We start from the raw sequence: 21,657 nt of genomic DNA, 5'->3' as shown, positions 1-21,657 counted from the left end.
GAACTGTTTATATAACGATAGAGGGAAGGTGTTGTGATGATACGCAACACCTTCTTAAATATTGATGCGGAATTATATAATAACAGGAAAATTGAGTCTCTATTAATATTTGTATATCTAAAAAAAAAGAAAAGTTCGAAAATAGTATTGCAATATATTATCCTTGGGACTATAATAAATGAAAAGAATACCTAACTTTTAAGTTAAATATTCAGAATCTTCAATTAGTTAAATTTGGAAATGAGATACGTTATTTTTAATGGAGGTTTTATGATGACGAACAAAGTACCATTTTCGTTCATAGTAGTTATTGGATTAATGTTGTTTGCTCTCTTTTTTGGGGCAGGAAATTTAATTTTCCCTGCGATGCTTGGACAATCAGCGGGAACGAATGTTTGGTCAGCGAATGCAGGATTTTTAGTGACTGGAGTTGGACTACCGTTACTTGGTGTATTAGCATTTGGAATTTCAGGTAAAGAGGATTTACAATCGCTGGCAAGTCGTGTTCATCCTGTTTTCGGAGTTGTGTTTACAACAGTTTTGTATTTAGCAATTGGTCCTTTGTTTGCTATACCGAGAACGGGTAATGTTTCCTTTGAAATTGGTGTTAAACCTTTTGTACCAGAAAGTTTAGGTTCTATGCCTTTAATCATTTTTACAATTATATTCTTTAGCATTACATGTTTTTTTTCGCTCAATCCTGCGAAAATTGTCGATATTGTTGGGAAAATCTTGACGCCAATCAAATTAACGTTCATTGGAATTTTAGTAATTGTTGCTTTTATTCACCCAATAGGGGATATGCAAGCACCTGTTGAAAATTATACATCTCACGCATTCTTTAAAGGTTTTCAAGAAGGATACTTAACAATGGACACGCTTGCATCTTTCGTATTTGGCATTATTATCATTAATGCTATTAAAGAAAAAGGTGCGAAGACGAAAAAACAAATTATGGTTGTTTGTGCAAAAGCAACAATTATTGCAGCAACGACATTAGCGATTATTTATACAGCGCTTTCTTATATGGGAGCTTCAAGCGTAGCGAAGCTTGGACATTTAGATAATGGAGGAGCAGTGTTAGCGAAGGTTTCAAATTACTACTTTGGTTCATATGGCGGAATACTGTTAGGATTAATGATTACAGTAGCTTGTTTAACGACTAGTGTAGGGCTTGTCTCAGCATGTTCTTCATTTTTCCATAAATTATTTCCAAAGGTATCTTACAAAAAAATCGCGATTATGTTATCTGTGTTTAGTGCAATTGTTGCGAATGTAGGATTAACACAATTAATTGCTATTTCTGTTCCTGTATTAACAGCTATATATCCATTAGCAATTGTATTAATCTTCTTAACGTTTTTACATCCATTATTTAAAGGGAGATCAGAAGTTTATCAAGCAAGCTTACTTGTAACATTTATTATAAGTTTATTTGATGGACTTGGTGTAGCTGGAGTAAATATTCAAGTAGTTAATCAGCTGTTCACTCAAATTCTTCCGATGCATGAAGTAGGGCTCGGATGGATTTTCCCAGCTATTATTGGTGGACTTATTGGATATGGGATTAGTTATTTACGAATGAAAAGTGAAATTCATTCTAACGTAGCGAGAGCAAATAAGTAGTTATATGTACCAAAAAAAGTTATAGAATTCGTTTCTATAACTTTTTTATTATTATAGGAGATGAATAGCGAGAGTTTTTATAATAATTTAGATGTATAATAAATATAGAGATCTGGATCATTCATAGATGGCAATTTGATTAGATGTCTTTTATAAAAGAAGTAAAATGAAGCTAGGAGAAACGAAATGAATAAAAAAATTGATCATATTGGTATTGCTGTTCGTGATATAGATAGTAGTATACGTTTTTATGAAAAAGTCTTATCAGGAACATTAATAGATCGTTACATAAGTGAAGCGATAGGTGTTGAGAGTGAAGTGGCTATTCTTGAAGTGAACGGAGATAGAATTGAGTTACTTGCGCCGACGAATAATACAACTTCGCCAATTGCTAGGTTTATAAAGCAAAAAGGAAAAGGTGTACATCACATTGCTTATCGTGTAGATAATTTGAATCAAGCTTTAGAAGAATTAAAACAACAAGGAATTCGAACGTTGGAGCATACACTCCGTATAAACAAGCATGGTAGAAGATTAATTTACCTCAATCCAGCAGATACAGAGGGGACAATTATCGAATATTGTGATTACCCAGAGGAACAATAATTTGTATATGAAGTGTGATAAAAGGTGTCGCGGCAGCAAGTTTAGAAGCCTGGACAATCGCGACAACACTTACTGCAGTAACGCATCGATTAGATAGAGTAGGTTGTATAATATTGATTAAAAAACAAAAAGGTGTTACGCATTGGCGTAATACCTTTTTTGTGAGGAATTACGCTGTATGAAAGTGGATTTCACACTTTCTTCACAAATGATTCACTGTTTCTTTTCGTTTTTAAAAACTTATATTTATATATTATATGTTATAATCGTAACTAACTTTCTAAAGATAAGTGATGTTTGTATAAATAGTAGCTTTATAAGTGTAAGTTAAAGGTGGTGTGTGAACAGTTCATAATGAGAATTTATATTTTATTATTTGATATTTAATGAGGTTAATTTCTAAAAAAAGAGAGTAAAAATAGTGGTACTTTATTAACTTCCAAGTGAAATATAGTGATGCAAAAGAAAGAAGTGAAATGAATGTGAGTGTAGTAAGAAAACTAGGAATCTGGATGGTCATGGTATGTGTGTTACTGATACTGGCACCGAGCGCGGCTTCCGCTCATGCTTATATTGTTAAATCAAATCCTGCAGAAAATGAAACATTAGAAAAAGCACCTTCCGTTGTAAGGATTGAATTTGATGAAATGCTTCAATCCTCACACTTTAATACAGTATTCGTAAGGGATGCTTCAGGGAAACGAGTAGATTTAAAAAATGCTCATATTGATAAAAAGAATCCCAAATTATTAGAAGCTGGAGTGGAACAAAATATACCAAATGGTACGTATTCCATTCAGTGGAAAGCTATTTCTGCTGATGGGCATCCCATTCAAGGGGTCATTCCGTTCCGTATTGGAACAGAGGGAAAGGAAATGAGTGATATACAAGCCGAAGAAATTGGTTATGTCCCGCAGTTGGATATGTTGATAGAAAGAGGGATTTTATATACAAGTTTTTCTCTCTATATAGGTGTTCTATTTTTTAATCTTATTATATATAAGGGAAATTCGAGTAAAGTGCAATCAAGAGGTAATAAACTAATTTGGATTTCGTTGTTTGGCATATTCATTAGTTTACTATTTAGCCTCCCTTTACAAGCAAAGATAAATGCTGATGTTACGTGGATAGATGCATTCCAGCCTTCATTACTAAAAGAAACATTGCAACTATCTGTTTTTGGATATATATGGACGGCTCAGATGGTACTCGTAATAACACTGATTGCTGTTACATATGTTGCTTTAAAACGAGAAAAGCCTTCATCGTTAAAAGTATGGACAATTCCGATCTTATTTTTTATTGGGTTACTTATTATGAAAGCAATGAATAGTCATGCATATGGTCTAAAGTATAAAGAAATTGCTGTAACTATGGATTTTTTACATTTACTTGCAGCTTCATTATGGGTTGGAGGACTATCGGCAATTGTTCTTCTTTTACCTAAAGACCATGAGAATGGGAAATGGACGGTGTATTGGGATGCCATTAAACGTTTTTCACTATGGGCAATATGTGCGGTCATTCTTCTTTTTATAACCGGTCTTTTTAATACGACATTCTTTATTCCAACGATTCATTCATTATTTGATACAAGTTATGGATTAGCATTGTTAATGAAATTTATTTTATTTATTGGTATGGGGATATTGGGACTTATTCATTATGTGAAGGGAAGGATGAGAGGGCAGAAAAGATTGGGGACTACGGTGAAAGTCGAGTTTGGTATAGGGATAGCTCTTTTTATAATAGTAGCTTTTTTAACAAATATACAAACGCCACCAATGCCGCCAACTGGGCCTTTTATAGGGAGCCAAAAACTTGATAATGGATATGAGCTTACTTTACATGTAAGCCCAAATAAGGTAGGGATGAATTCGTTTCATATTGATTTAAAGGATACAAATGGACAGCCTGTTACTAATATGGAGCAAATCGTATTGACAACGAAATCTTTAGACATGGATATGGGAAAAGGCACGTTTAGAGTTTCTTCAGTTTCATCAGGGTCGTATCAAGCAGAAGGAATGTATATTAATATGACAGGGAAATGGAACATACATGTTCATGGGTTAACAAAAGAACTTGATAGCTTTGATACAGATTTTCAATTTATGGTAGGTGGTCGGTAAAGCGAAGCTTACGAACCGCTACTTATAGATAATCAAAAAGGAGTCATAGGGAAATGAAACGTATAAAAAAATTAGGAACAACAATGATGGCAATAGTAATTGCAATGGGACTTTTCTCGTTACCTGTTAGTGCACATGTAACGGTGAAACCGGCTAATTCTGGAGTGGGTTCTTGGGAAACGTATACAATAAAGGTACCTGTTGAGAAGGATATAGCAACAACCAAAATTACCCTTAAAATCCCAGAGGGAGTTGAGTTCCAGCAGTATGAACCTGTACCAGGATGGAAAGTCAATGAACAAAAAGATACATCTGGGAAGGTTAAATCTGTTATATGGGAAGCGACTGGGGAAGGTATTTTACCGGGGCAATTTCAGCAATTTACTTTTGTTGCGAAAAATCCAGATAAAGAGCAAAAAGTGGCTTGGGATGCATATCAACAGTATAAGGATGGAGATATTGCAGAATGGACAGGTGATGAGAAAGCAGATAAACCGCACTCACTTACTAACATTACAAAAGGTACAGCACTAACAGGGGAACATGGAGAATTAAAAGCACCTGATGCGAAAGAGAAAGAAAGTACAAGCCTACAAACAATCGCGATTATTTTATCCATTCTTTCTATTATCGTTTCAATAGGTGCATGTATATTTGTATCCCGTCGTAAAAAGTAATTGTCTAGATAGTGCCCAATGGAATCCTTTTTCGGTCATATGAAAGATGAATTAGACTACAAGTGTTGTCAAACGTTCCAATCTCTTCAACTGGTAATCGAGAAATATATGCAAGATTATAATTATGATCGTTATCAATGGACACTCAAAAAGATGGTTCCGGTACAATACCGGAACCATTTTTTAAGTGCCTAATTTTTAAAGGTCTTTTTATTAAACTGCCCATTTTATAGGGTACAGTTCATAGGCTCTTTCTTTTTTATCCCGCATTAACGGACAGTAACACTCCCCCCTCAAAATTCAGCGAAAGCAAAGAAGTTAGGTGGGAGATGAACTGTCCGTAAAAGCCCGATTGGTGAGGGCTAATAATCAGTGGGGGATGGAGAAAACCCCCACTGATTAAAGTTTCACTTTATATTTAATTAACATTTTTTGGGTTCGATAGACTGTTTCATGATGAGCGATTTCGGTTTTATATTTACAAAGCAAATGCTTACGACAATAAATAGAAGGCCAACAAATAAGCTAATTGTAATCGCCTCATGTAGGAAAATAGAACTTATAATAATTGCGATAAGTGGAATAAGAAATGTATAGGCACCAACTGTACTTGCTTCTCCAGCTCCGACAAGTGTAAAGTAAGCGAGCCAGCCCATTGCAATAACAAAGATTGAGATGAATAGTAGTACGATTACAAATGGTATGCTCCAAGCGATGCTGGACCAGCTTTCAAATTTTGAACCGAAGCCAATTAAGCAAAATCCACCGATAATAAGTTGAAGTGTCACCATCCAAATTGCGTTTACACGGTTTCCAGTTTTTTTGATAAACACTGTACCAAGCGCCCATCCAATTGCACATCCTAAAGCAAGTAAGATGCCGATGACAGAAATATGTCCAGTTAAGCTACTAGAGCTAATAATGGCAACCCCCGCAAATCCAAGAATAAGACCAAAAATTTTCAAGCCATACATTGTTTCTTCCAGCCAAATCCAAGAGAAAATTCCAAGTAAGACAGGCTGAAGAAATACAATAGCGGAAAAGAGTCCAGCGGGCATATACTGAAGCCCTACAGTTTGTAGTCCGTAAAATAAAATAATGTTGAGTAGAGCTGAAATAAAGTATAAATGCCAAGTTTCTTTTAGATGTAACTGTTTGTATTTTGGCAATGCAAAAATAAGTAGAATGAATCCTCCAATTATTGTTCTAATTCCTGCAAACAATACGGGCGGTGTATAATGCAGAGCGAATTTAGATAAAGGCCAATTAATCCCCCACATAAGAACGAGAAATGAAAGGATTATGACCGTTTTTGTTCGTGAAAGCTGTGTCACGATAATACCTCCTTGTTGTATATCATTTCACTATGATATGATATTGAACACGATAAATAAAATGAATCTTTTTTATAAGGAGTATAAGTAATTTGTTATGACCATTACACAACTTCAAGTTTTTATAAAAGTAGTTGAACTAGGAAGTTTTACGAAGGCAGCTCGAGTTTTAAATATGACACAACCAGCTGTGAGCCATGCTATTTCTAGTGTTGAATCGGAACTCGGTGTAACGCTTATTATACGCGATAAAAGGAAAGGTCTAATTCTGACTGATGTAGGAAATCGGATTCTTGTTCATTTTCGAGAAATTTTAAATGGCGTTGAGAAAGTAGAACAAGAGGTTGCGATGGAGAAAGGGCATGAAGTCGGGACGATTCGAATCGGAAGCTTTCCAAGTGCATCAGCATATTTCTTGCCTAGAATGATTAATATCTTTCGTGAAAAATATCCGAATTTAGAGCTAGTTCTCCATGAAGGAACACTGAAAGAAGTAGAAGAGTGGCTATTATCACGTGTAATTGATGTCGGAATTGTTATTTTGCCCAATAAAGAAATGGAGATTGTACCGTTAACGAGGGGGAAAATGGTTGTTGTCCTGCATAATGATCATCCTCTTTGTGAGAAAGAAGCTATTACAATAAATGATTTAGAGGGTGAACCAATTATTTTATTTAAGGGAGGATACGAACCACCAATTATTGATATGTTTAAACAAGCAGGTGTACCACTTAGAGTTGAGTATGCGGTGTCTACCGTTACAACATCTTTAAATATGATTCAAGAGGGGTTAGGTTTAGCGATATTAGCTGAATTATCTTTAACGAATTTACCTCCAAATGTCAAAACGAAAGAATTAGCACCTCAAGTATGGAGGGAAATTGCTTTAGCTGTTCCTTCATTAAGGGAATCTTCACTAGCTGTTCAACTATTTATTGAAGAGTTCCAAGGGCTATTCGCAGAATGATAAAGAGCGTCTCATATATGATAATGAGATGCTTATTTGTTTTTAACTATAATAATGTCCAAAAAAATCTATAAAAAGGATTGACTTATTTTTTAGTTGTAACTATAATGATTACATCGAGGTGGTGATCATGATGAAAATTAGTAGCCGCTTTTCTATAGCTGTTCATATTTTATCTATTTTGAAAAACAATTCATCTTCTATTTGTACTTCAGAATTTATCGCTGAGAGTGTAAATACAAATCCGGTTGTAATTCGAAAAATAATGTCTGACTTAAAACGGGCTGAGTTTGTTTATGTAAATCGAGGGCCAGGTGGGGCTGAACTATTAAAGGATTTAAATGAGATTACATTATTAGATGTGTATCATGCAGTAAATGTAGTTGAGGCAGATAAGTTATTTCATATTCATGAACAACCCAATCCAGATTGTCCAATTGGAGCAAATATTCAAGCTGTATTAGAAGTGGTTTTGGTTCAAGCGCAATCTGCAATGGAAGAAGTTTTAAAAAATATCACGATGGAGAATTTGTTTGAATCGTTACAAGAGAAAATAAATGCTTGAAATAAGGATTGAAACATGCAAAGTTCTATAAAAAAGAGAGTGCATATTTTTTTTATATAAATGTAACTACTTTGGTTACAACTAATGACAATTAATGAAGGTAAGGTGTAATTATATGACTGTAAAAATGAAAGTGTACTCTGATTTTATTTGTCCATTTTGTTTTTTGGCAAAGGGCCCATTGGATGAAGTAGCTAAGGAAAAAGATGTAGAAATTGAATGGATGCCATTCGAATTACGTCCAAGTCCATATGCAAAAATTGATCCATGGCAAGAACCAGATAAATTAAGTTCTTGGGATTCGTTTATTCTTCCTACTGCGAAAAAGTTAGGAGTTGAGATGAGTTTACCACGTGTTTCACCTCATCCATATACACACTTTGCGTTTGAAGGATATCAATTTGCGAAGGAACATGGTTTGGAAAATGCTTTTCATCATCGAGTGTTTACAGCATTTTTCCAGGAAGAACAAAATATTGAAGAGATAGATGTACTAACAAAGTTAGCAGGTGAAGTAGGGCTTTCTGAAGCTGAATTTAAAGAAGCTTTAATAACTCATAAATATAAAGAGAAACATCAAAAAGCAATCCAACACGCATACGATGAAGCAAATATTATGGCTGTTCCAACGGTAATGATTGGAGATGAAGTAATTCAAGGTCTTGCTAGTAAGGAAATGCTAGAAAGAGTAATTGATAAAGAAATACAAAAGGGAAAAACAAATTCATTTGATGGAATGCAATGTACAACTGATGGATATTGCTAATACTTGTCTTCAATTGAAGAATCAAATCTATTTGTTTAAATAAATTATACAACTTATATACTTGGAGGAATTAACATGTCAGTAACTAGAACAAATTTAAAAGATGCAATCGTGAACCGTCGTTCAATCCGTAAAGTAACAAAAAATGCTACGATTACAAAAGAAAGAATCCAAGATGTTTTAAAAACAGCTTTACACGCACCATCATCTTTCAACATGCAAAGTGGTCGTATGGTTGTATTAATGGATGCAGAGCATGAAAAGTTCTGGGATATTGTAAAAGAAACACTTAGAGCGCGTGTGCCAGCAGAAAATTTTGAAGCAACTGTTGAAAGACTAAAAGGTTTCCATGATGGAGTGGGGACAGTATTATTCTTTGAAAATCAAGCAACTGTAAAACAAATGCAAGAAAATGCACCTTTATATAAAGAGCAGTTCCCATATTGGTCTCACCAAGGGAGTGCAATGTTACAATATGCTGTTTGGATGTCATTATCTGCAGAGGGAATCGGAGCATCATTACAACACTACAATCCAATTGTAGATGCTGAAGTGAAAGAAACATGGGATATTCCAGCAGAATGGAGCTTAGTAGCACAAATGCCATTTGGTGAGCCAAATGAACAACCAGGAGAAAGAACGTTCTTACCTACTGAAGATGTAGTGAAATTTTATTAAAATGTACGACTGAAAGTATAAATATATATAGCAGAAAAAGAAGCTGTTTTGACAAATAGCTTCTTTTTTTATGTAAATGATTTTAAGGATTAATTGAAAAATATAAATAAAGTTGTTTAATCTTTTATGGGAAATTTGGTTTTAAAACCGAAGGCATTCTAAAAAATGACAAATTCCGTTCTGCCGACCAATACTATAACACCGTTGATGTGGGAGGATTTCATGTGTGATGTCTTGTGCACAGTCTGTATTTTACTGCGCAATAAAAGAATGAAACAACTTTATTATAAATTAAACGACTTTATTTGTAATTAAAAACCTTTTTCCCGCATTAGCGGGCAGTAAGACCCCCACCTCAAAATTTGGCAAAAGCAAAGAAGTTAGGTGGGGATGAACTGCCCGTAAAAGCCCGATTGGTTCAAATAATAATCAGTGGGGGATGAAGAAAAACCCCACTGATTAAAGTTTCACTTTATTGTTCAGGTACACTAATACTTAATTTGTTATGGTATGAGTATGAACTCTTCGTTTAGGGAAGAAATATAATAAATAATATTTGCTCGATTCAATGAAAGTTTATAAAAGGATGTGTAATTATGAATAAAGAGAAGAAATATACAGTTGTAGGCACAGATATTGATGAAGTGAAACGTTTAAATAAAAATTCTGGGTTAACGTATAATCAAGTAAAGGAGTTACTAGCAAAGCGGATGAAGCGGAAATAAGGAAATAAAATAGTAGTCATGAATCATACGTTTATCTCGCTATTTGCGGGCAGTAATCCCCCCTCAAAATTCAGTGCAAGAAAAGAAGTTAGGTGGCAGATGAAGCCCCCGCTGATGGAAGTTTCTAGTTATGGCTTATTTGTTTCTGTATTTTGAATAAAAACTCTTAAAATATCAGAAAATGATAGAATTATTTTGAATAGGTTATGTATATCAGTAGTTATCCAAAAAATGAAAAAGACTAAGATTGTGTGTTGTGATGTATATACTAATATAGTGTTACTCTTTGATATGGAATAAGAAAATAAGACAATTAAAAAGAAAAAGAGGACACTTTCAAATTAGTGAGAAAGATTGTCTTTAGAAGTTCATAAAATGTCTTAATATAGTAACAAATAAACGGTTAGTACTTTCATGAATATATGGAATTTCCATCCGTCGAAGGGGGAGAGTGAGACTTAATGATTCAAATGAAAAATTTCTTTCAAAGTAGAGGGTTTCAGAGGCTTCTTATATTAGTCATTTTAGCCCTTATATTATACGGGCTAAAAAGTATGATTAATTTAATATTGATTACCTTTATCCTTACGTTTCTAATGGATCGCTTTCAAAGATTTATTTCTGAAAAACTTAATCGTTTTGTACGGATAAATAGGAAAGTGATTATCGCCTTTTTATACATTGTTTTAGTTACGTTTATTGTTGCTACGTTATATAAATATTTGCCTGTATTAACGATACAAATTTCACAATTGATTTACCAGTTCAAATTGTTTTTTAAAAATCCCCCTGATAATGAAATGATAAGATATGTGTTTTCTGCAATTAATCAGATGGAAGTATCAAAATATATTGAACAAGGTGTGGATGTTATTTATCAATCTTTGGCGAATATTGGAAAGATAAGTTTACAAATTTTACTTTCCCTTATTTTAAGTTTATTTTTCTTATTAGAAAAAGAGCGTATCATTGTTTTTACTTCAAAATTTGAGGATAGTAAACTTAGTATTTTTTATGAGGAAATTGCATACTTTGGTCAGAAATTTGCGCGTTCATTTGGAAAAGTCATTGAGGCACAGTTTTTAATTGCCGTTGTAAACTGTATTCTTTCTGTCATTGCACTAGTATTTTTAGGTTTCCCGCAGCTACTTGTATTAGCGGTTATGATATTCTTGCTTGGTTTAATTCCTGTTGCAGGTGTTATTATTTCACTATTTCCACTTTGTATCATTGCGTATAATATTGGTGGAATTGCATATGTCGTATACATATTAATTTTTATTGCAGTTATTCATGCAATTGAAAGTTACTTCTTAAATCCGAAATTTATGTCCGCAAAAACGAATTTACCCATTTTTTATACGTTTATGGTTCTTATCTTTTCAGAGCATTTTTTAGGAATATGGGGACTCATTATTGGAATTCCAATCTTTATCTTTTTACTTGATGTGCTTGAAGTGTACGATGGAGAGAAATCGGACCTAAATACGGAATGAATTTTTAAGCTATGCAAAAAGCAATCCAAGTATTTTGGATTGCTTTTTTTGCAAGGTCATAATTAGCATGTATTTTACAGTATAGGAGCCATTGTTTCTTTTAGTACTTGAACAGAGTGATCGAACTTTAATTCTTCATCTTCACTTAATTCAACTTCTAAAATTTCACGAACACCTTGACGATTCAAGACTGCAGGAACACCGATATAAACATCTTTTTGTCCATATTGACCTTCAAGATATGCAGATACAGTTAATACGCTATTTTCATCATTTAAGATTGCTTTTGTTACACGTAAAAGGGACATACCGATTCCGTAGTATGTTGCACCTTTTCGTTCAATGATGTGATAAGCAGCATCGCGAACATTTATAAAGATTTTATCTAAATCTTGTTGATTAAGGTCATTATCTTTTTCAAGAATCGTTTGTAGTTTTTGAATTCCGATTGATACGTGGCTCCAAACTGGAAGTTCTGTATCACCATGTTCACCGATGATGTAAGCATGAATATTGTGAGAGTCAATATTGAAATATTCTCCTAACATATAGCGGAAACGGGCAGAATCTAGAGTTGTACCAGAACCAATTACACGTTCTTTTGGTAATCCAGATTCTTTCCAAGTTACGTAAGTTAAAATATCTACAGGGTTTGTAGCAATTAAGAAGATACCATCAAATCCGCTATCCATAATACTACGAACAATTTGTTTAAAGATTTTAGCATTTTTTTCAACTAAATCTAAACGTGTTTCACCTGGTTTTTGTGGTAAACCAGCAGTAATTACAACAAGATCTGCATCTTTACAATCTTCATAGCTGCCTTTCCAAACTCTTGTTGGTGCTGGAGCAAAGGGAACTGCATGACTTAAATCCATTGCTTCTCCTTCTGCTTTTGCCTCGTTTACATCAACGAGAACAAATTCTTCTGCAACCCCTTGGTTAATCATGCAGTAAGCATAACTACATCCTACTGCACCAGTTCCTACTAATACAACACGGTTAATACCTTTTTTCATATGATAATTCCTCGCTATTTCAGTAATTTTGATATGTAAGAAAGAACATGTCTTACTTCTATAGATTCTAACCTAGTTTATTACATTTCATAAAAGATATTCAAGTATTTCAAAATACATTCGTTTATATAGTTGTGAATCATAGGGAATGAAACATAAGTATCCTCTCTTGAATGTAATCTTTATTAAGAGAAGAAAATTAGGATGCTGAATCCATTAACAATAGAACAGATAATTTATATTATTCATACTATACTTATGAAGACAGAGCATCCGAAATATATATAGGAATACAAAACAACCGGAGTGTTTTGTTTACAAATTGCAGTTATTTTAATAAAATAATAAATATAAATCGTAATAATTACGCTTTAAAGTATATTAAAAGCATAGAAATGGATGGTCGGTCATATGAGTAAAGTAGAAATTCATATATTAGGTGGGTTTTTAGGAAGTGGGAAATCCACATTGCTACAAAATTTACTACTAGCAGAAAAGAAGAAAAATCGAAAAGTTGCTGTTTTAATGAATGAAATAGGAGAATACTCGGTAGATACAGATATTATAGGGAAAGAGAATATTTTAAGAGAACTTTTAAAAGGTTGTATTTGTTGCACCTTAAAAGATGAACTTGAGATTCAGTTACATTCTTTATATCAACAAGAGAGACCAGATGTAATTTATATAGAAACAACAGGAGTTGCTCACCCAATTGAAGTATTAGATGCATGCCTGTCACCTATTTTAGCTCCTTATCTTGACGTGAAATCCATCGTTGTTGTATTAGATGCAATGAGATGGTTAAATCGTGATACACTAAGTAAAAATATTCAACAACTTTTAAATGAACAAATCAAATACGGAAGTCATATCCTCATTAATAAATCAGATTTATTAAAAGATGAGGAGAAGAAAAAAGTTTTAGAAGAAGTAGCAGCAATTAATAAACATGCGAAATTGTATGAAACACAGTATTGTAATATATCTTTAGAGGATATAGAAGTTGTGGAACTTACAGAAAATGAAGAACATGAAACATTACATATGAAGCAGCATTTACATATACAAACGATGACATATCAATTTACAAAATCAATCGATCAAGATCAATTATATGAATGGCTTTCCAATTTATCGCAGGAAATTTATCGTGTAAAAGGATTTGTAAAATTTCATGGAGATAAATATCCGCACTTATTACAATACTCATTTGGTGTACCAATTTTATTGGAACAGGACTTTGGGTTTCCCACAAACTTGGTGATTATTGGTGAGAGTTTAGATAAGAAACAATTGGCAGAAGGATTAGGTGGTTTAGAGAGTAACTCGATTTCATAATTTTTGTTGATATAGAAAAGCAGCGTAGAATTATAGATTCTACGCTGCTTTTGCATGTATAAAAATGATAGTGATTGGAAAGTTAATATTATTTAAAGGAAGCGTAACCTTCATATGCTATAACAACTCTACTATTAATTAAACTTGCTTCTTCCAATGAAATAAGATAAACAGTATCTGCGATCTGCTCAGGTTGAGTTAATTTATTTCCTGTTACTTTTGTTTTCATTACATCAATTAACCCTGAATCGTTATAGCCTTGAATGATGGGTGTATCGACAATGACACCCGATTGCTACTGCAACCACGCCAATACCGTACCGAGCCAATTCTAAAGAAGCTAAGAGCTTTGTGAATAGATTCATACATGAAATGTAAATCGCACTGCATACTTTGGGTTTTTGAAGTGGATTATATTAGAATTAACTAGGGAGTAATCTTTCTGTGTTGTTCATAATTGACATTATTAGGGTGAATATGAGTTTTTTAAGTATAGGTTAAGAAGGTTGAAAGTAATATGCTTTGATCCAAGGAGAATAAGATGAATAAGAAATATAGTTTTAAAAGAACTATTATGATTCCAGCTTCAATAGCCGTTGGTTTAAATAATTTACTAAATTTAAGGAATAAGAATACTACAAATAAGAAGCGTTTTGTGGATTTTCATATACTATTTGATAAGAAAAAAACAATTGAAAACTTCCGTAATCTTTCTGAAGTATACCCAGCCCAAAAGGTGAAACGTAAAGGACATATTTCTCGATTTGATTATGATTTGAAGGATATGAATGTTACGTACAGCTATAATGGGAAACAATCAACTCTTGATGAGTTTCTTAAAAACACGACGGCGACAGGCTTTTTCATTATGAAAGATCATAAAGTTGTAAATGAGCGATACTTTCATGGAAATACGTGCAAATCTCTTAATACTTCATGGTCTGTAGCAAAATCTTTTTTATCTGCTTTAGTAGGTATAGCGATTGATGAAGGGGATATTAAATCAGTAAAGGATCCAATCATTGCTTATTTGCCAGAGTTAAAGGACTCCGGATATAAAAATGTTTCTATTAAGGAATGTCTACAGATGTGCTCTGGTATTTATTTCAATGAAGATTATCATAATTTGTCATCAGATTTTTATATGCTGATGCAAGCGTCATTGACTGCAAGTAAGAGTGTAAATGAGTATATAAATCAATTTAAGTATAAAGAATTTTCTGGGAAATTTTCTTATAAAAGTATAGATGCGCAAGTGTTAGGCATGTTGATTGCAAAAGCAACTGGACGGAACTTAGCACAATATTTGCAAGAGAAAATATGGGAACCGCTTGGAATGGAGTCCCATGCATTTTGGAATATAGGTAGTGATGGGAGCATGGTATCTTATTCTTTCTTGAATGCTACGTTGAGAGATTTTGCTAGATTTGGATTACTCTACTTACATAATGGAAATTGGAAGGGGAAACAGATTATTTCTCAAGAGTGGATTCGAGAATCAACCATACCTGAAAGATATAATCTACTGAAAGATAATCAATCTCATTTCACTGATAATTATCAGTATCAATGGTGGACTCCTGGACCAGATTATATAGTTGGAGAATTTCTTGCTATAGGAATTTGGGGGCAGAATATTTATATAAACCAACCAGAAAACCTTGTTATTGTGAGAACAAGTGCTGATCCTAGTTTTGAAAAACATCACTACGAAATGTATGCTGTTTATCGTGCAATAGTAGACTTTTTACGTAAAGAGTCTTAAGAGTAGTGCGATTGGGGGAAAAGATTAACTCATTTTGGAAGTTAGTCTTTTTTGTAGGGCTAATATATTAGAGGAAGAGAACAGTTATTTTAATGTATTTGTTCAAGGGATGATATGTATAATGCGAATAATTGTATGAATATTTACAAATGTATTGGAAGGGATTTGGAAATGTCTGGCGAATGTAGAGGTACTTCGAGAAATTTCTATTGACAACATAGTTCACATTGTTAAAAACAAGAAGTCATGATTACGGATGGTTACTTTGGCGTATTTGATTCTATAAGAAAGTAAAGTATGGGGAGGATCACAATGTCAGCAAAAAAACGTAAGTGGCTAAAAATGGTGTTTACGGGATGTATTCTTGGTTCATTATTAGTAACAGCAGGATGTTCAGGGAAAAAAGCAAGTACAGATGATGAGAAGACGATTAAGGTAGGTGTTCTTGCTTCGTTAACAGGACCGCTTGAATCATATGGGAAACAAACGGTAAACGGGTTTGAACTAGGGCTAGATTACGCAACAGGCGGAACAGGGAAAGTGGATGGGAAGAAGATTAAGTTTGTTGTAGAAGATACGGAAACAAAAGCGGATGTAGCAGTTAAAAAAGCTACGAAACTATTAGAGGAAGACAAGGTTGATTTTCTTGTTGGATCTTCGAGTTCAAGTGATACATTAGCAGTGTTACCACTAGCGGAAGAATATGAAAAAATAATGGTTGTTGAACCTGCAGTTGCAGATAGTATTACGGGGAAGAACTGGAATAAATATATTTTTAGAACAGGCAGAAATTCATCTCAAGATGCAATTGCTGGTGCTGCATCCATCGCTAAGAAAGATGTAAAGATTGCAACACTTGCTCCAGATAACGCCTTTGGTCATGAAGGAATTGCTGCATTTAAAGCGGGAGCGAAGAAGCTAGGGGCGAATATTGTAAATGAACAATATGCTGATACGAATTCTACTGATTTTACTGCAAATATTCAAAACATCATTAGTTCAAAACCAGATTATTTATTTGTTGTTTGGGCTGGTGCGAATTCACCATGGAAGCAATTAAAAGATATGAATGTAGAAGCGCAAGGGATTAAGATTTCAACGGGGGCACCGGATATACCAGCATTAAAGACGATGGATGCATTAGTGGGCATGCAAGGATTTTCAGTATATTATCATACACTTCCGAAAAATAAAGTGAACGAGTGGCTAGTGGAAGAACATAAGAAACGTTTCAATGGAACAGTTCCAGATTTGTTTACAGCTGGAGGAATGTCAGCAGCAATTTCCATCGTTGAAGGATTAAAGAAAACAAAAGGCGATACAGATGTTGATACGCTTATTAAGAAAATGGAAGGAATGGAATTTGAAACACCAAAAGGAAAAATGAAATTTAGAGAGAAAGACCACCAAGCTTTGCAAGCGCTTTATTCTGTAACGCTACAAAAACAAGAGGGTGTTGATTATCCAGTACCTGTTCTAGAGCGAGAATTAACAATGAAAGAAACAGAGCCACCAATTCAAAATAAATAGATTGAATATTGGGTAATAAAAAGATGTAAAGAGAGGAGGTTATCTCTCTTTACATCAACTTCTCTTTTTCACCCTGAAAATATGAATTCTTTGAGGAGGGTATAGAGTGAAGAACTTGTTAGAGACTAGAAATCTTTGTGTCTCATTTGGAGAACATCATGTCATTAAAGACGTAAATTTGATGATACCAAAAGGAAAACTTATTTCTATTATTGGACCCAACGGAGCAGGGAAGACAACTCTATTTAACTTGTTAAGTGGACAGATTTCTCCAACAAAAGGTGAGATTTATTTTAAAGAACGTGACATTACAAAGTTATCGATTCCAGAGCGAACCCGCCTTGGTATGGGACGCTCTTTCCAGCTTACAAATATTTTTCCGGAATTAACAGTGATTGAAAATGTACGCTTAAGTGTACAGTCGTTTGTTCAAGATTATTATAGTTTTTTTCCAAACTTCTCACGATTCAGGCAGCAGATGGGAGAGGCGAGACGTCTTTTGAAGACAGTATTGCTTCACGAAAAAGAAGAAGTGCCAGCGAAAGATTTAGCACATGGGGAAAAGAGAAAATTAGAACTGGCCATGCTGCTAGCGCTCAGAACAGATGTATTGCTACTTGATGAACCAACAGCGGGTATCTCTGTTGAGGAAGTCCCAGCTATTCTTCAAGTGATAGAGAATATAAAGAAAAATCGTGAGAATACAATTGTACTTATTGAACACAAAATGGATATGGTTCTACATGTATCAGATCATTTAATTGTACTATTTCATGGCGAGTTATTGGCCGAAGGGTTACCAGAAGAGATTATGAAGGATGAACGTGTACAAACGGCATACTTAGGGGGATTATACGGTGACACTATTAAAAGTGGATAATATAGAAACGTATTTGGATCAGTTTCATATTTTGCAAGGCGTTTCTTTTATGGTTGAGAAAGGAACAATCACCGTATTGTTCGGAAGAAATGGGGCTGGAAAAACAACGACTTTACGTTCAATTATGGGGTTTAATCGGATTTCTAATGGAGAAATTTATTATTGTGATGAGAAAGTAAATGGTTTATCTACTCATCTGATTTCGCGAAAAGGAATGGGCTATGTGCCAGAAAATCAAGGGATCTTTCATGATTTAACGGTAGAAGAAACATTTGCTCTCGCTGGAGTAAAGAAAGGGATAGAATATGCAGAAAAGGTAGAATGGATGCTCGATTTATTTCCAGATTTAAAACAATATTGGAATAAAAAAAGTGGGCTGTTGAGCGGAGGACAAAAGCAAATGCTGGCGATTTCAAGAGCGTTCATTAATAGTGATGGATTGCTATTAATTGATGAGCCAAGTAAAGGATTAGCGCCGATTATGATTGAAAAGTTAATGTCGGCTATTTTGAAAATGAAAGAGAAAACGACTGTTTTGCTTGTAGAACAAAACTTTATGATGGCAAGCCAGATAGGTGATTATTTTTACATTATGGACAATGGAAAAATCGTGCATAACGGTCCAATGAATGAACTGAAAGAAGATAAGGAAACATGTCATAAGTATCTGGGGATTTCTTAACATTGATACGGAGGAGGTATGGAACGTGGATGTGTTAGTTAACTTATTTGTAAATGGCGTTTCGACAGGTATGCTTATTTTCTTATTAGCATCGGGACTTTCACTTATTTTTGGTTTAATGAGTGTACTCAATTTTGCCCATGGTGGATTGTTTGCCTGGGGAGCTTTTACAGGGGTTTGGTTATTCAATATGACTGGTAGCTATGTACTTGCATTAATAGGTGCGATTTTGATGGGAATGTTTCTTGGTTTCGTTTTAGAAAGATTCCTTATTCGTCCTGTTTATGGAAATCATGTTCGACAACTTCTCGTTACACTTGGTGGAATGCTTGTACTTAGTGAATGTATAAAAGTATTTTGGGGACCGAATCCAATTAGTGCTAAATTACCAACATGGTTACAAGGAAGCTTGACATTTGATGGAATTATATTAATAAAGTATCGATTGTTTGTTATTATTGTTGGGGTACTTATTTATATTGGCCTGATGTTGTTACTACGTAAAACAAAAATTGGTCTTATGATTCGTGCGGGTGTAATAGATAAGGAGATGGTTCAAGCTCTTGGTATTAACATAAAGGCGATATTTTCATTTGTCTTTTTATTAGGGGCTGGAATGGCCGCGTTAGGGGGATTTCTCCTTGCTCCATATTCAGGAGTTATTTTCGCTGAAATGGGTATGCAGTATGCAATTTTAGCTTTTATTGTTGTCATTATCGGAGGATTGGGAAGCGTGCAAGGTTCAGCGATTGCGTCTTTAATTGTTGGATTGGCTGGAGCGTTTACGGCTTATTATTTACCTGATTTATCACTCGCAATAAATATGTTAATGTTGTTGTTTTTCTTGGTAGTCAAGCCAACGGGGCTCGTTGGTGAAAAGGGGTGAAAAGGTGAATAATACATTTAATCGGGCCGGGATATATTTTGGGCTAGTTGTATTGATTTGTTTAAGTGTATTCCCTTTCGTAAATGATTCACGGAGCTTACTCATTTTGTTTACACAAGTTTTCATCTTTGCTATATTTGCAATGAGTTTTGATATTCTTCTTGGATATACAGGAATTGTTTCATTCGGTCATTGTATGTTTTTTGGAATAGGTGCTTATTGTGTTGCACTCTTACTAGATCGACAAGAGGTTTCTATAGCAAGCTTTTTAATCGGTATTGGGATAGCTGTTGTACTATCAACGATAATCAGTTATATAATCGGTATGCTTTCTTTACGATTAAAAAGTCATTTTTATGCAATGTTAACACTTGCGATTTCCCAACTATTCTTTGTACTTGCTGAAAAATGGCGGTCTTTCACACATGGAGGAGATGGCTTTACATTCCGTGTACCTGATATGTTTCGTGACCGTTTCACATTTTACTATATTACACTCATATGTCTAGTCGTCATCTTTCTATTGCTTCGCTTATTTACACAATCTTCTATTGGAAAAGTGTTAAAGGCAATTTCGCAAAATGAGCAACGTGTAGAAGCACTTGGATATAAAATTCTCCACTATAAAATTATTGCGAGCATAGTTGCGGGAGTAGTAGCAGCGCTTAGCGGTGGTTTATTTGTTATCACATTACGCTTTGTAAATACAACTGTTTTTTCAATTGAAATGACTTTAAATGCTCTGTTAATGACAATGATTGGGGGAGTTGGCACATTAGTTGGAGCAATCGCTGGCGCAGGGATTATTGAATTTTTAAAGTATTATTTATCAGAACTTGCAGCGCAGTATCCAATCTTTGAGAGATGGACGATCTTTCTTGGGTTACTATATATTATTGTGTTATTAGGTTTCCCAACAGGGTTAACTGGTACGGTTAAAAGAATAAGAAGTATAACAAAAAAGAAGGGGGCAGAGAAAAGTAAGGAAGTTGAGCATAGTACATGAAACTCCGCCCTTGAGATTTAGAGAGAAATGTGGAAGATAGGTGAAAGTTAGCCATCAGCGGTGGAACCTTCCGTTGATGAAGATATCACCTTATGAGATGGATAAAGGAATGTGAAATCGTATGTGATAAAAGTACAAATTCTTGATGTGTCAAGGTTTGTGCTTTTTATTTTGGAGATTTTTAGATGAGTGATTAGTATGACTATGGGAAATGGGCGTTTTATCGAATGAAGAGTATCGTACTATTTGTAAATGGGTTTAGAACTCAGCAGGTAAAGGCAATACTGAGCCATATTAGGAATGTATGTGAAAGGATGATTGTATGTTTGAGGAAGAAGGCATAGTTTTAATTATGGAACCTGTGGATGAAAGAGATCTTAGGAAATTCATTTTGACTATACCTCAGTCAGTTTATAAGAAAAAAGAAATTTCCTTACAATATGGAGCGGCTATAGGGGAAGGATACACAAATATTATTGAGGAAATTATCGGTGTACATATAGAGTCGGAACTTGTAACAGTTATAGGATATGTAGGGAAGTAAACGTTAGTATAAAGGAATCGGCATACTTAATTGTATCTTAAGTATGTCTTTTTTCGGATGTATACAAATTTGAAATAGGCACTGCGACAAGTAAAGAAATGAAGGAGTTTTTGAAAAACTATGTACTAACGGTAGGTAGCATGAAAGAGTGTGATGTAGTAGAAGGTACGATTTCTGAATCGTTAACAGGTTATACCGTATTACTAATAGATGGAATGGGAGAAATACTACTATTAGAAACACAATTATGGAAATCAAGGAGTGTTAACAGCTAGAGAAAAATCAACAAATGAGCTTGTTGTATATGAAATTCGTTCCATGAAAACCCCCGTATGTTTTTCAAAATTGATTATGAAAAGGAAATTGAAAAGTCCAGCTAGAATATATAAGTTGAGGTAATGAAAATGGAAATGAAGTAGCTAGTATTCTAGAATG

General features: G+C 34.2%; 23 protein-coding genes and 1 pseudogene. 21 read left to right on the top strand and 3 right to left on the bottom strand.

The window, feature by feature from the left end:
- Window positions 1-273 precede the first annotated feature (273 nt).
- The 6 genes and pseudogenes from brnQ to JDS96_RS11115 all read left to right on the top strand — a co-directional run.
- Entirely contained in the window at window positions 274-1,626 is a 1,353-nt protein-coding gene (brnQ, locus tag JDS96_RS11140; RefSeq protein WP_199666796.1) for a branched-chain amino acid transport system II carrier protein, read from the top strand.
- Window positions 1,627-1,812: 186 nt separating this feature from the next.
- Window positions 1,813-2,232, top strand: coding sequence for a VOC family protein (locus JDS96_RS11135; protein ID WP_199666795.1), 420 nt, complete (start codon window positions 1,813-1,815; stop codon window positions 2,230-2,232).
- Between the two features lie 14 nt (window positions 2,233-2,246).
- Window positions 2,247-2,414 (top strand): hypothetical protein, encoded by a 168-nt coding sequence (locus JDS96_RS11130; protein WP_003196912.1) that lies wholly within the window; start codon window positions 2,247-2,249, stop codon window positions 2,412-2,414.
- A 294-nt stretch (window positions 2,415-2,708) separates the two neighbouring features.
- Window positions 2,709-4,364 (top strand): copper resistance CopC/CopD family protein, encoded by a 1,656-nt coding sequence (locus JDS96_RS11125; protein WP_199666794.1) that lies wholly within the window; start codon window positions 2,709-2,711, stop codon window positions 4,362-4,364.
- Window positions 4,365-4,417: 53 nt separating this feature from the next.
- Window positions 4,418-5,041 (top strand): YcnI family copper-binding membrane protein, encoded by a 624-nt coding sequence (locus JDS96_RS11120; RefSeq protein WP_199666793.1) that lies wholly within the window; start codon window positions 4,418-4,420, stop codon window positions 5,039-5,041.
- Between the two features lie 15 nt (window positions 5,042-5,056).
- A pseudogene (locus tag JDS96_RS11115) lies at window positions 5,057-5,236 on the top strand (integrase core domain-containing protein); the annotation flags it as partial.
- A gap of 227 nt (window positions 5,237-5,463) precedes the next feature.
- On the opposite strand, the gene JDS96_RS11110 reads toward JDS96_RS11115, so the two are convergent.
- Complete coding sequence (locus tag JDS96_RS11110) at window positions 5,464-6,375, bottom strand: DMT family transporter (RefSeq protein ID WP_199666791.1); 912 nt, start codon at window positions 6,373-6,375, stop codon at window positions 5,464-5,466.
- Between the two features lie 97 nt (window positions 6,376-6,472).
- Between JDS96_RS11110 and JDS96_RS11105 the strand changes: the two genes are divergently transcribed.
- The 6 genes from JDS96_RS11105 (at window position 6,473) to JDS96_RS11085 (ending at window position 11,572) form a co-directional block, all read left to right on the top strand.
- Window positions 6,473-7,342 carry a LysR family transcriptional regulator gene (locus tag JDS96_RS11105; protein ID WP_003196930.1) on the top strand — a complete coding sequence of 290 codons (870 nt, stop codon included), beginning with the start codon at window positions 6,473-6,475 and terminating at the stop codon, window positions 7,340-7,342.
- A gap of 133 nt (window positions 7,343-7,475) precedes the next feature.
- Window positions 7,476-7,907 (top strand): Rrf2 family transcriptional regulator, encoded by a 432-nt coding sequence (locus JDS96_RS11100; protein WP_018765415.1) that lies wholly within the window; start codon window positions 7,476-7,478, stop codon window positions 7,905-7,907.
- Between the two features lie 115 nt (window positions 7,908-8,022).
- Window positions 8,023-8,673 (top strand): DsbA family oxidoreductase, encoded by a 651-nt coding sequence (locus JDS96_RS11095; protein ID WP_199666790.1) that lies wholly within the window; start codon window positions 8,023-8,025, stop codon window positions 8,671-8,673.
- Between the two features lie 75 nt (window positions 8,674-8,748).
- A complete protein-coding gene (locus tag JDS96_RS11090) occupies window positions 8,749-9,351 on the top strand; it encodes a nitroreductase family protein (protein WP_003196936.1) in 603 nt (200 codons plus the stop codon).
- A 596-nt stretch (window positions 9,352-9,947) separates the two neighbouring features.
- Window positions 9,948-10,076 (top strand): hypothetical protein, encoded by a 129-nt coding sequence (locus JDS96_RS32790; RefSeq protein ID WP_003196938.1) that lies wholly within the window; start codon window positions 9,948-9,950, stop codon window positions 10,074-10,076.
- 461 nt (window positions 10,077-10,537) lie between these two features.
- A complete protein-coding gene (locus JDS96_RS11085; RefSeq protein WP_003196941.1) occupies window positions 10,538-11,572 on the top strand; it encodes an AI-2E family transporter in 1,035 nt (344 codons plus the stop codon).
- Between the two features lie 74 nt (window positions 11,573-11,646).
- On the opposite strand, the gene JDS96_RS11080 is transcribed toward JDS96_RS11085, so the two are convergent.
- Window positions 11,647-12,591, bottom strand: a complete 945-nt coding sequence (locus tag JDS96_RS11080; RefSeq protein ID WP_003196943.1) for an L-lactate dehydrogenase — start codon at window positions 12,589-12,591, stop codon at window positions 11,647-11,649.
- Between the two features lie 411 nt (window positions 12,592-13,002).
- Between JDS96_RS11080 and JDS96_RS11075 the strand changes: the two genes are divergently transcribed.
- Window positions 13,003-13,929 carry a CobW family GTP-binding protein gene (locus tag JDS96_RS11075; protein ID WP_033798357.1) on the top strand — a complete coding sequence of 309 codons (927 nt, stop codon included), beginning with the start codon at window positions 13,003-13,005 and terminating at the stop codon, window positions 13,927-13,929.
- An 88-nt stretch (window positions 13,930-14,017) separates the two neighbouring features.
- Here the strand turns inward: JDS96_RS11075 and JDS96_RS11070 are convergent, their stop codons facing one another.
- The gene (locus JDS96_RS11070; protein WP_003196947.1) at window positions 14,018-14,158 is read right to left on the bottom strand and encodes a hypothetical protein; all 141 of its coding nucleotides are present in this window, start codon (window positions 14,156-14,158) and stop codon (window positions 14,018-14,020) included.
- 312 nt (window positions 14,159-14,470) lie between these two features.
- Here JDS96_RS11070 and JDS96_RS11065 point away from each other — a divergent pair, with 312 nt between their 5' ends.
- The 8 genes from JDS96_RS11065 to JDS96_RS11030 all read left to right on the top strand — a co-directional run bounded on the left by JDS96_RS11065 (window position 14,471) and on the right by JDS96_RS11030 (window position 21,497).
- Window positions 14,471-15,694, top strand: coding sequence for a serine hydrolase domain-containing protein (locus tag JDS96_RS11065; RefSeq protein WP_199666789.1), 1,224 nt, complete (start codon window positions 14,471-14,473; stop codon window positions 15,692-15,694).
- A gap of 312 nt (window positions 15,695-16,006) precedes the next feature.
- Window positions 16,007-17,224: a substrate-binding domain-containing protein gene (locus JDS96_RS11060; protein ID WP_199666788.1), complete on the top strand. Its 1,218-nt coding sequence runs from the start codon at window positions 16,007-16,009 to the stop codon at window positions 17,222-17,224.
- A gap of 106 nt (window positions 17,225-17,330) precedes the next feature.
- A complete protein-coding gene (locus tag JDS96_RS11055; protein WP_199666787.1) occupies window positions 17,331-18,104 on the top strand; it encodes an ABC transporter ATP-binding protein in 774 nt (257 codons plus the stop codon).
- Window positions 18,082-18,786, top strand: coding sequence for a branched-chain amino acid ABC transporter ATP-binding protein (locus JDS96_RS11050; protein ID WP_018781373.1), 705 nt, complete (start codon window positions 18,082-18,084; stop codon window positions 18,784-18,786). Before JDS96_RS11055 ends, JDS96_RS11050 begins: the two co-directional genes overlap by 23 nt.
- 25 nt (window positions 18,787-18,811) lie before the next feature.
- Window positions 18,812-19,672, top strand: a complete 861-nt coding sequence (locus tag JDS96_RS11045) for a branched-chain amino acid ABC transporter permease (RefSeq protein WP_003196956.1) — start codon at window positions 18,812-18,814, stop codon at window positions 19,670-19,672.
- Between the two features lie 4 nt (window positions 19,673-19,676).
- The gene (locus JDS96_RS11040) at window positions 19,677-20,678 is read left to right on the top strand and encodes a branched-chain amino acid ABC transporter permease (RefSeq protein WP_199666786.1); all 1,002 of its coding nucleotides are present in this window, start codon (window positions 19,677-19,679) and stop codon (window positions 20,676-20,678) included.
- Window positions 20,679-21,000: 322 nt separating this feature from the next.
- A complete protein-coding gene (locus JDS96_RS11035; protein WP_003196960.1) occupies window positions 21,001-21,222 on the top strand; it encodes a hypothetical protein in 222 nt (73 codons plus the stop codon).
- Between the two features lie 110 nt (window positions 21,223-21,332).
- A complete protein-coding gene (locus JDS96_RS11030) occupies window positions 21,333-21,497 on the top strand; it encodes a spore germination protein (protein ID WP_018781372.1) in 165 nt (54 codons plus the stop codon).
- Window positions 21,498-21,657: the final 160 nt, after the last annotated feature.

This window comes from Bacillus cereus group sp. N21, from assembly GCF_016483395.1.
Lineage (GTDB): Bacteria > Bacillota > Bacilli > Bacillales > Bacillaceae_G > Bacillus_A > Bacillus_A pseudomycoides.
This window is presented reverse-complemented; position numbering and strand designations above follow the sequence as displayed.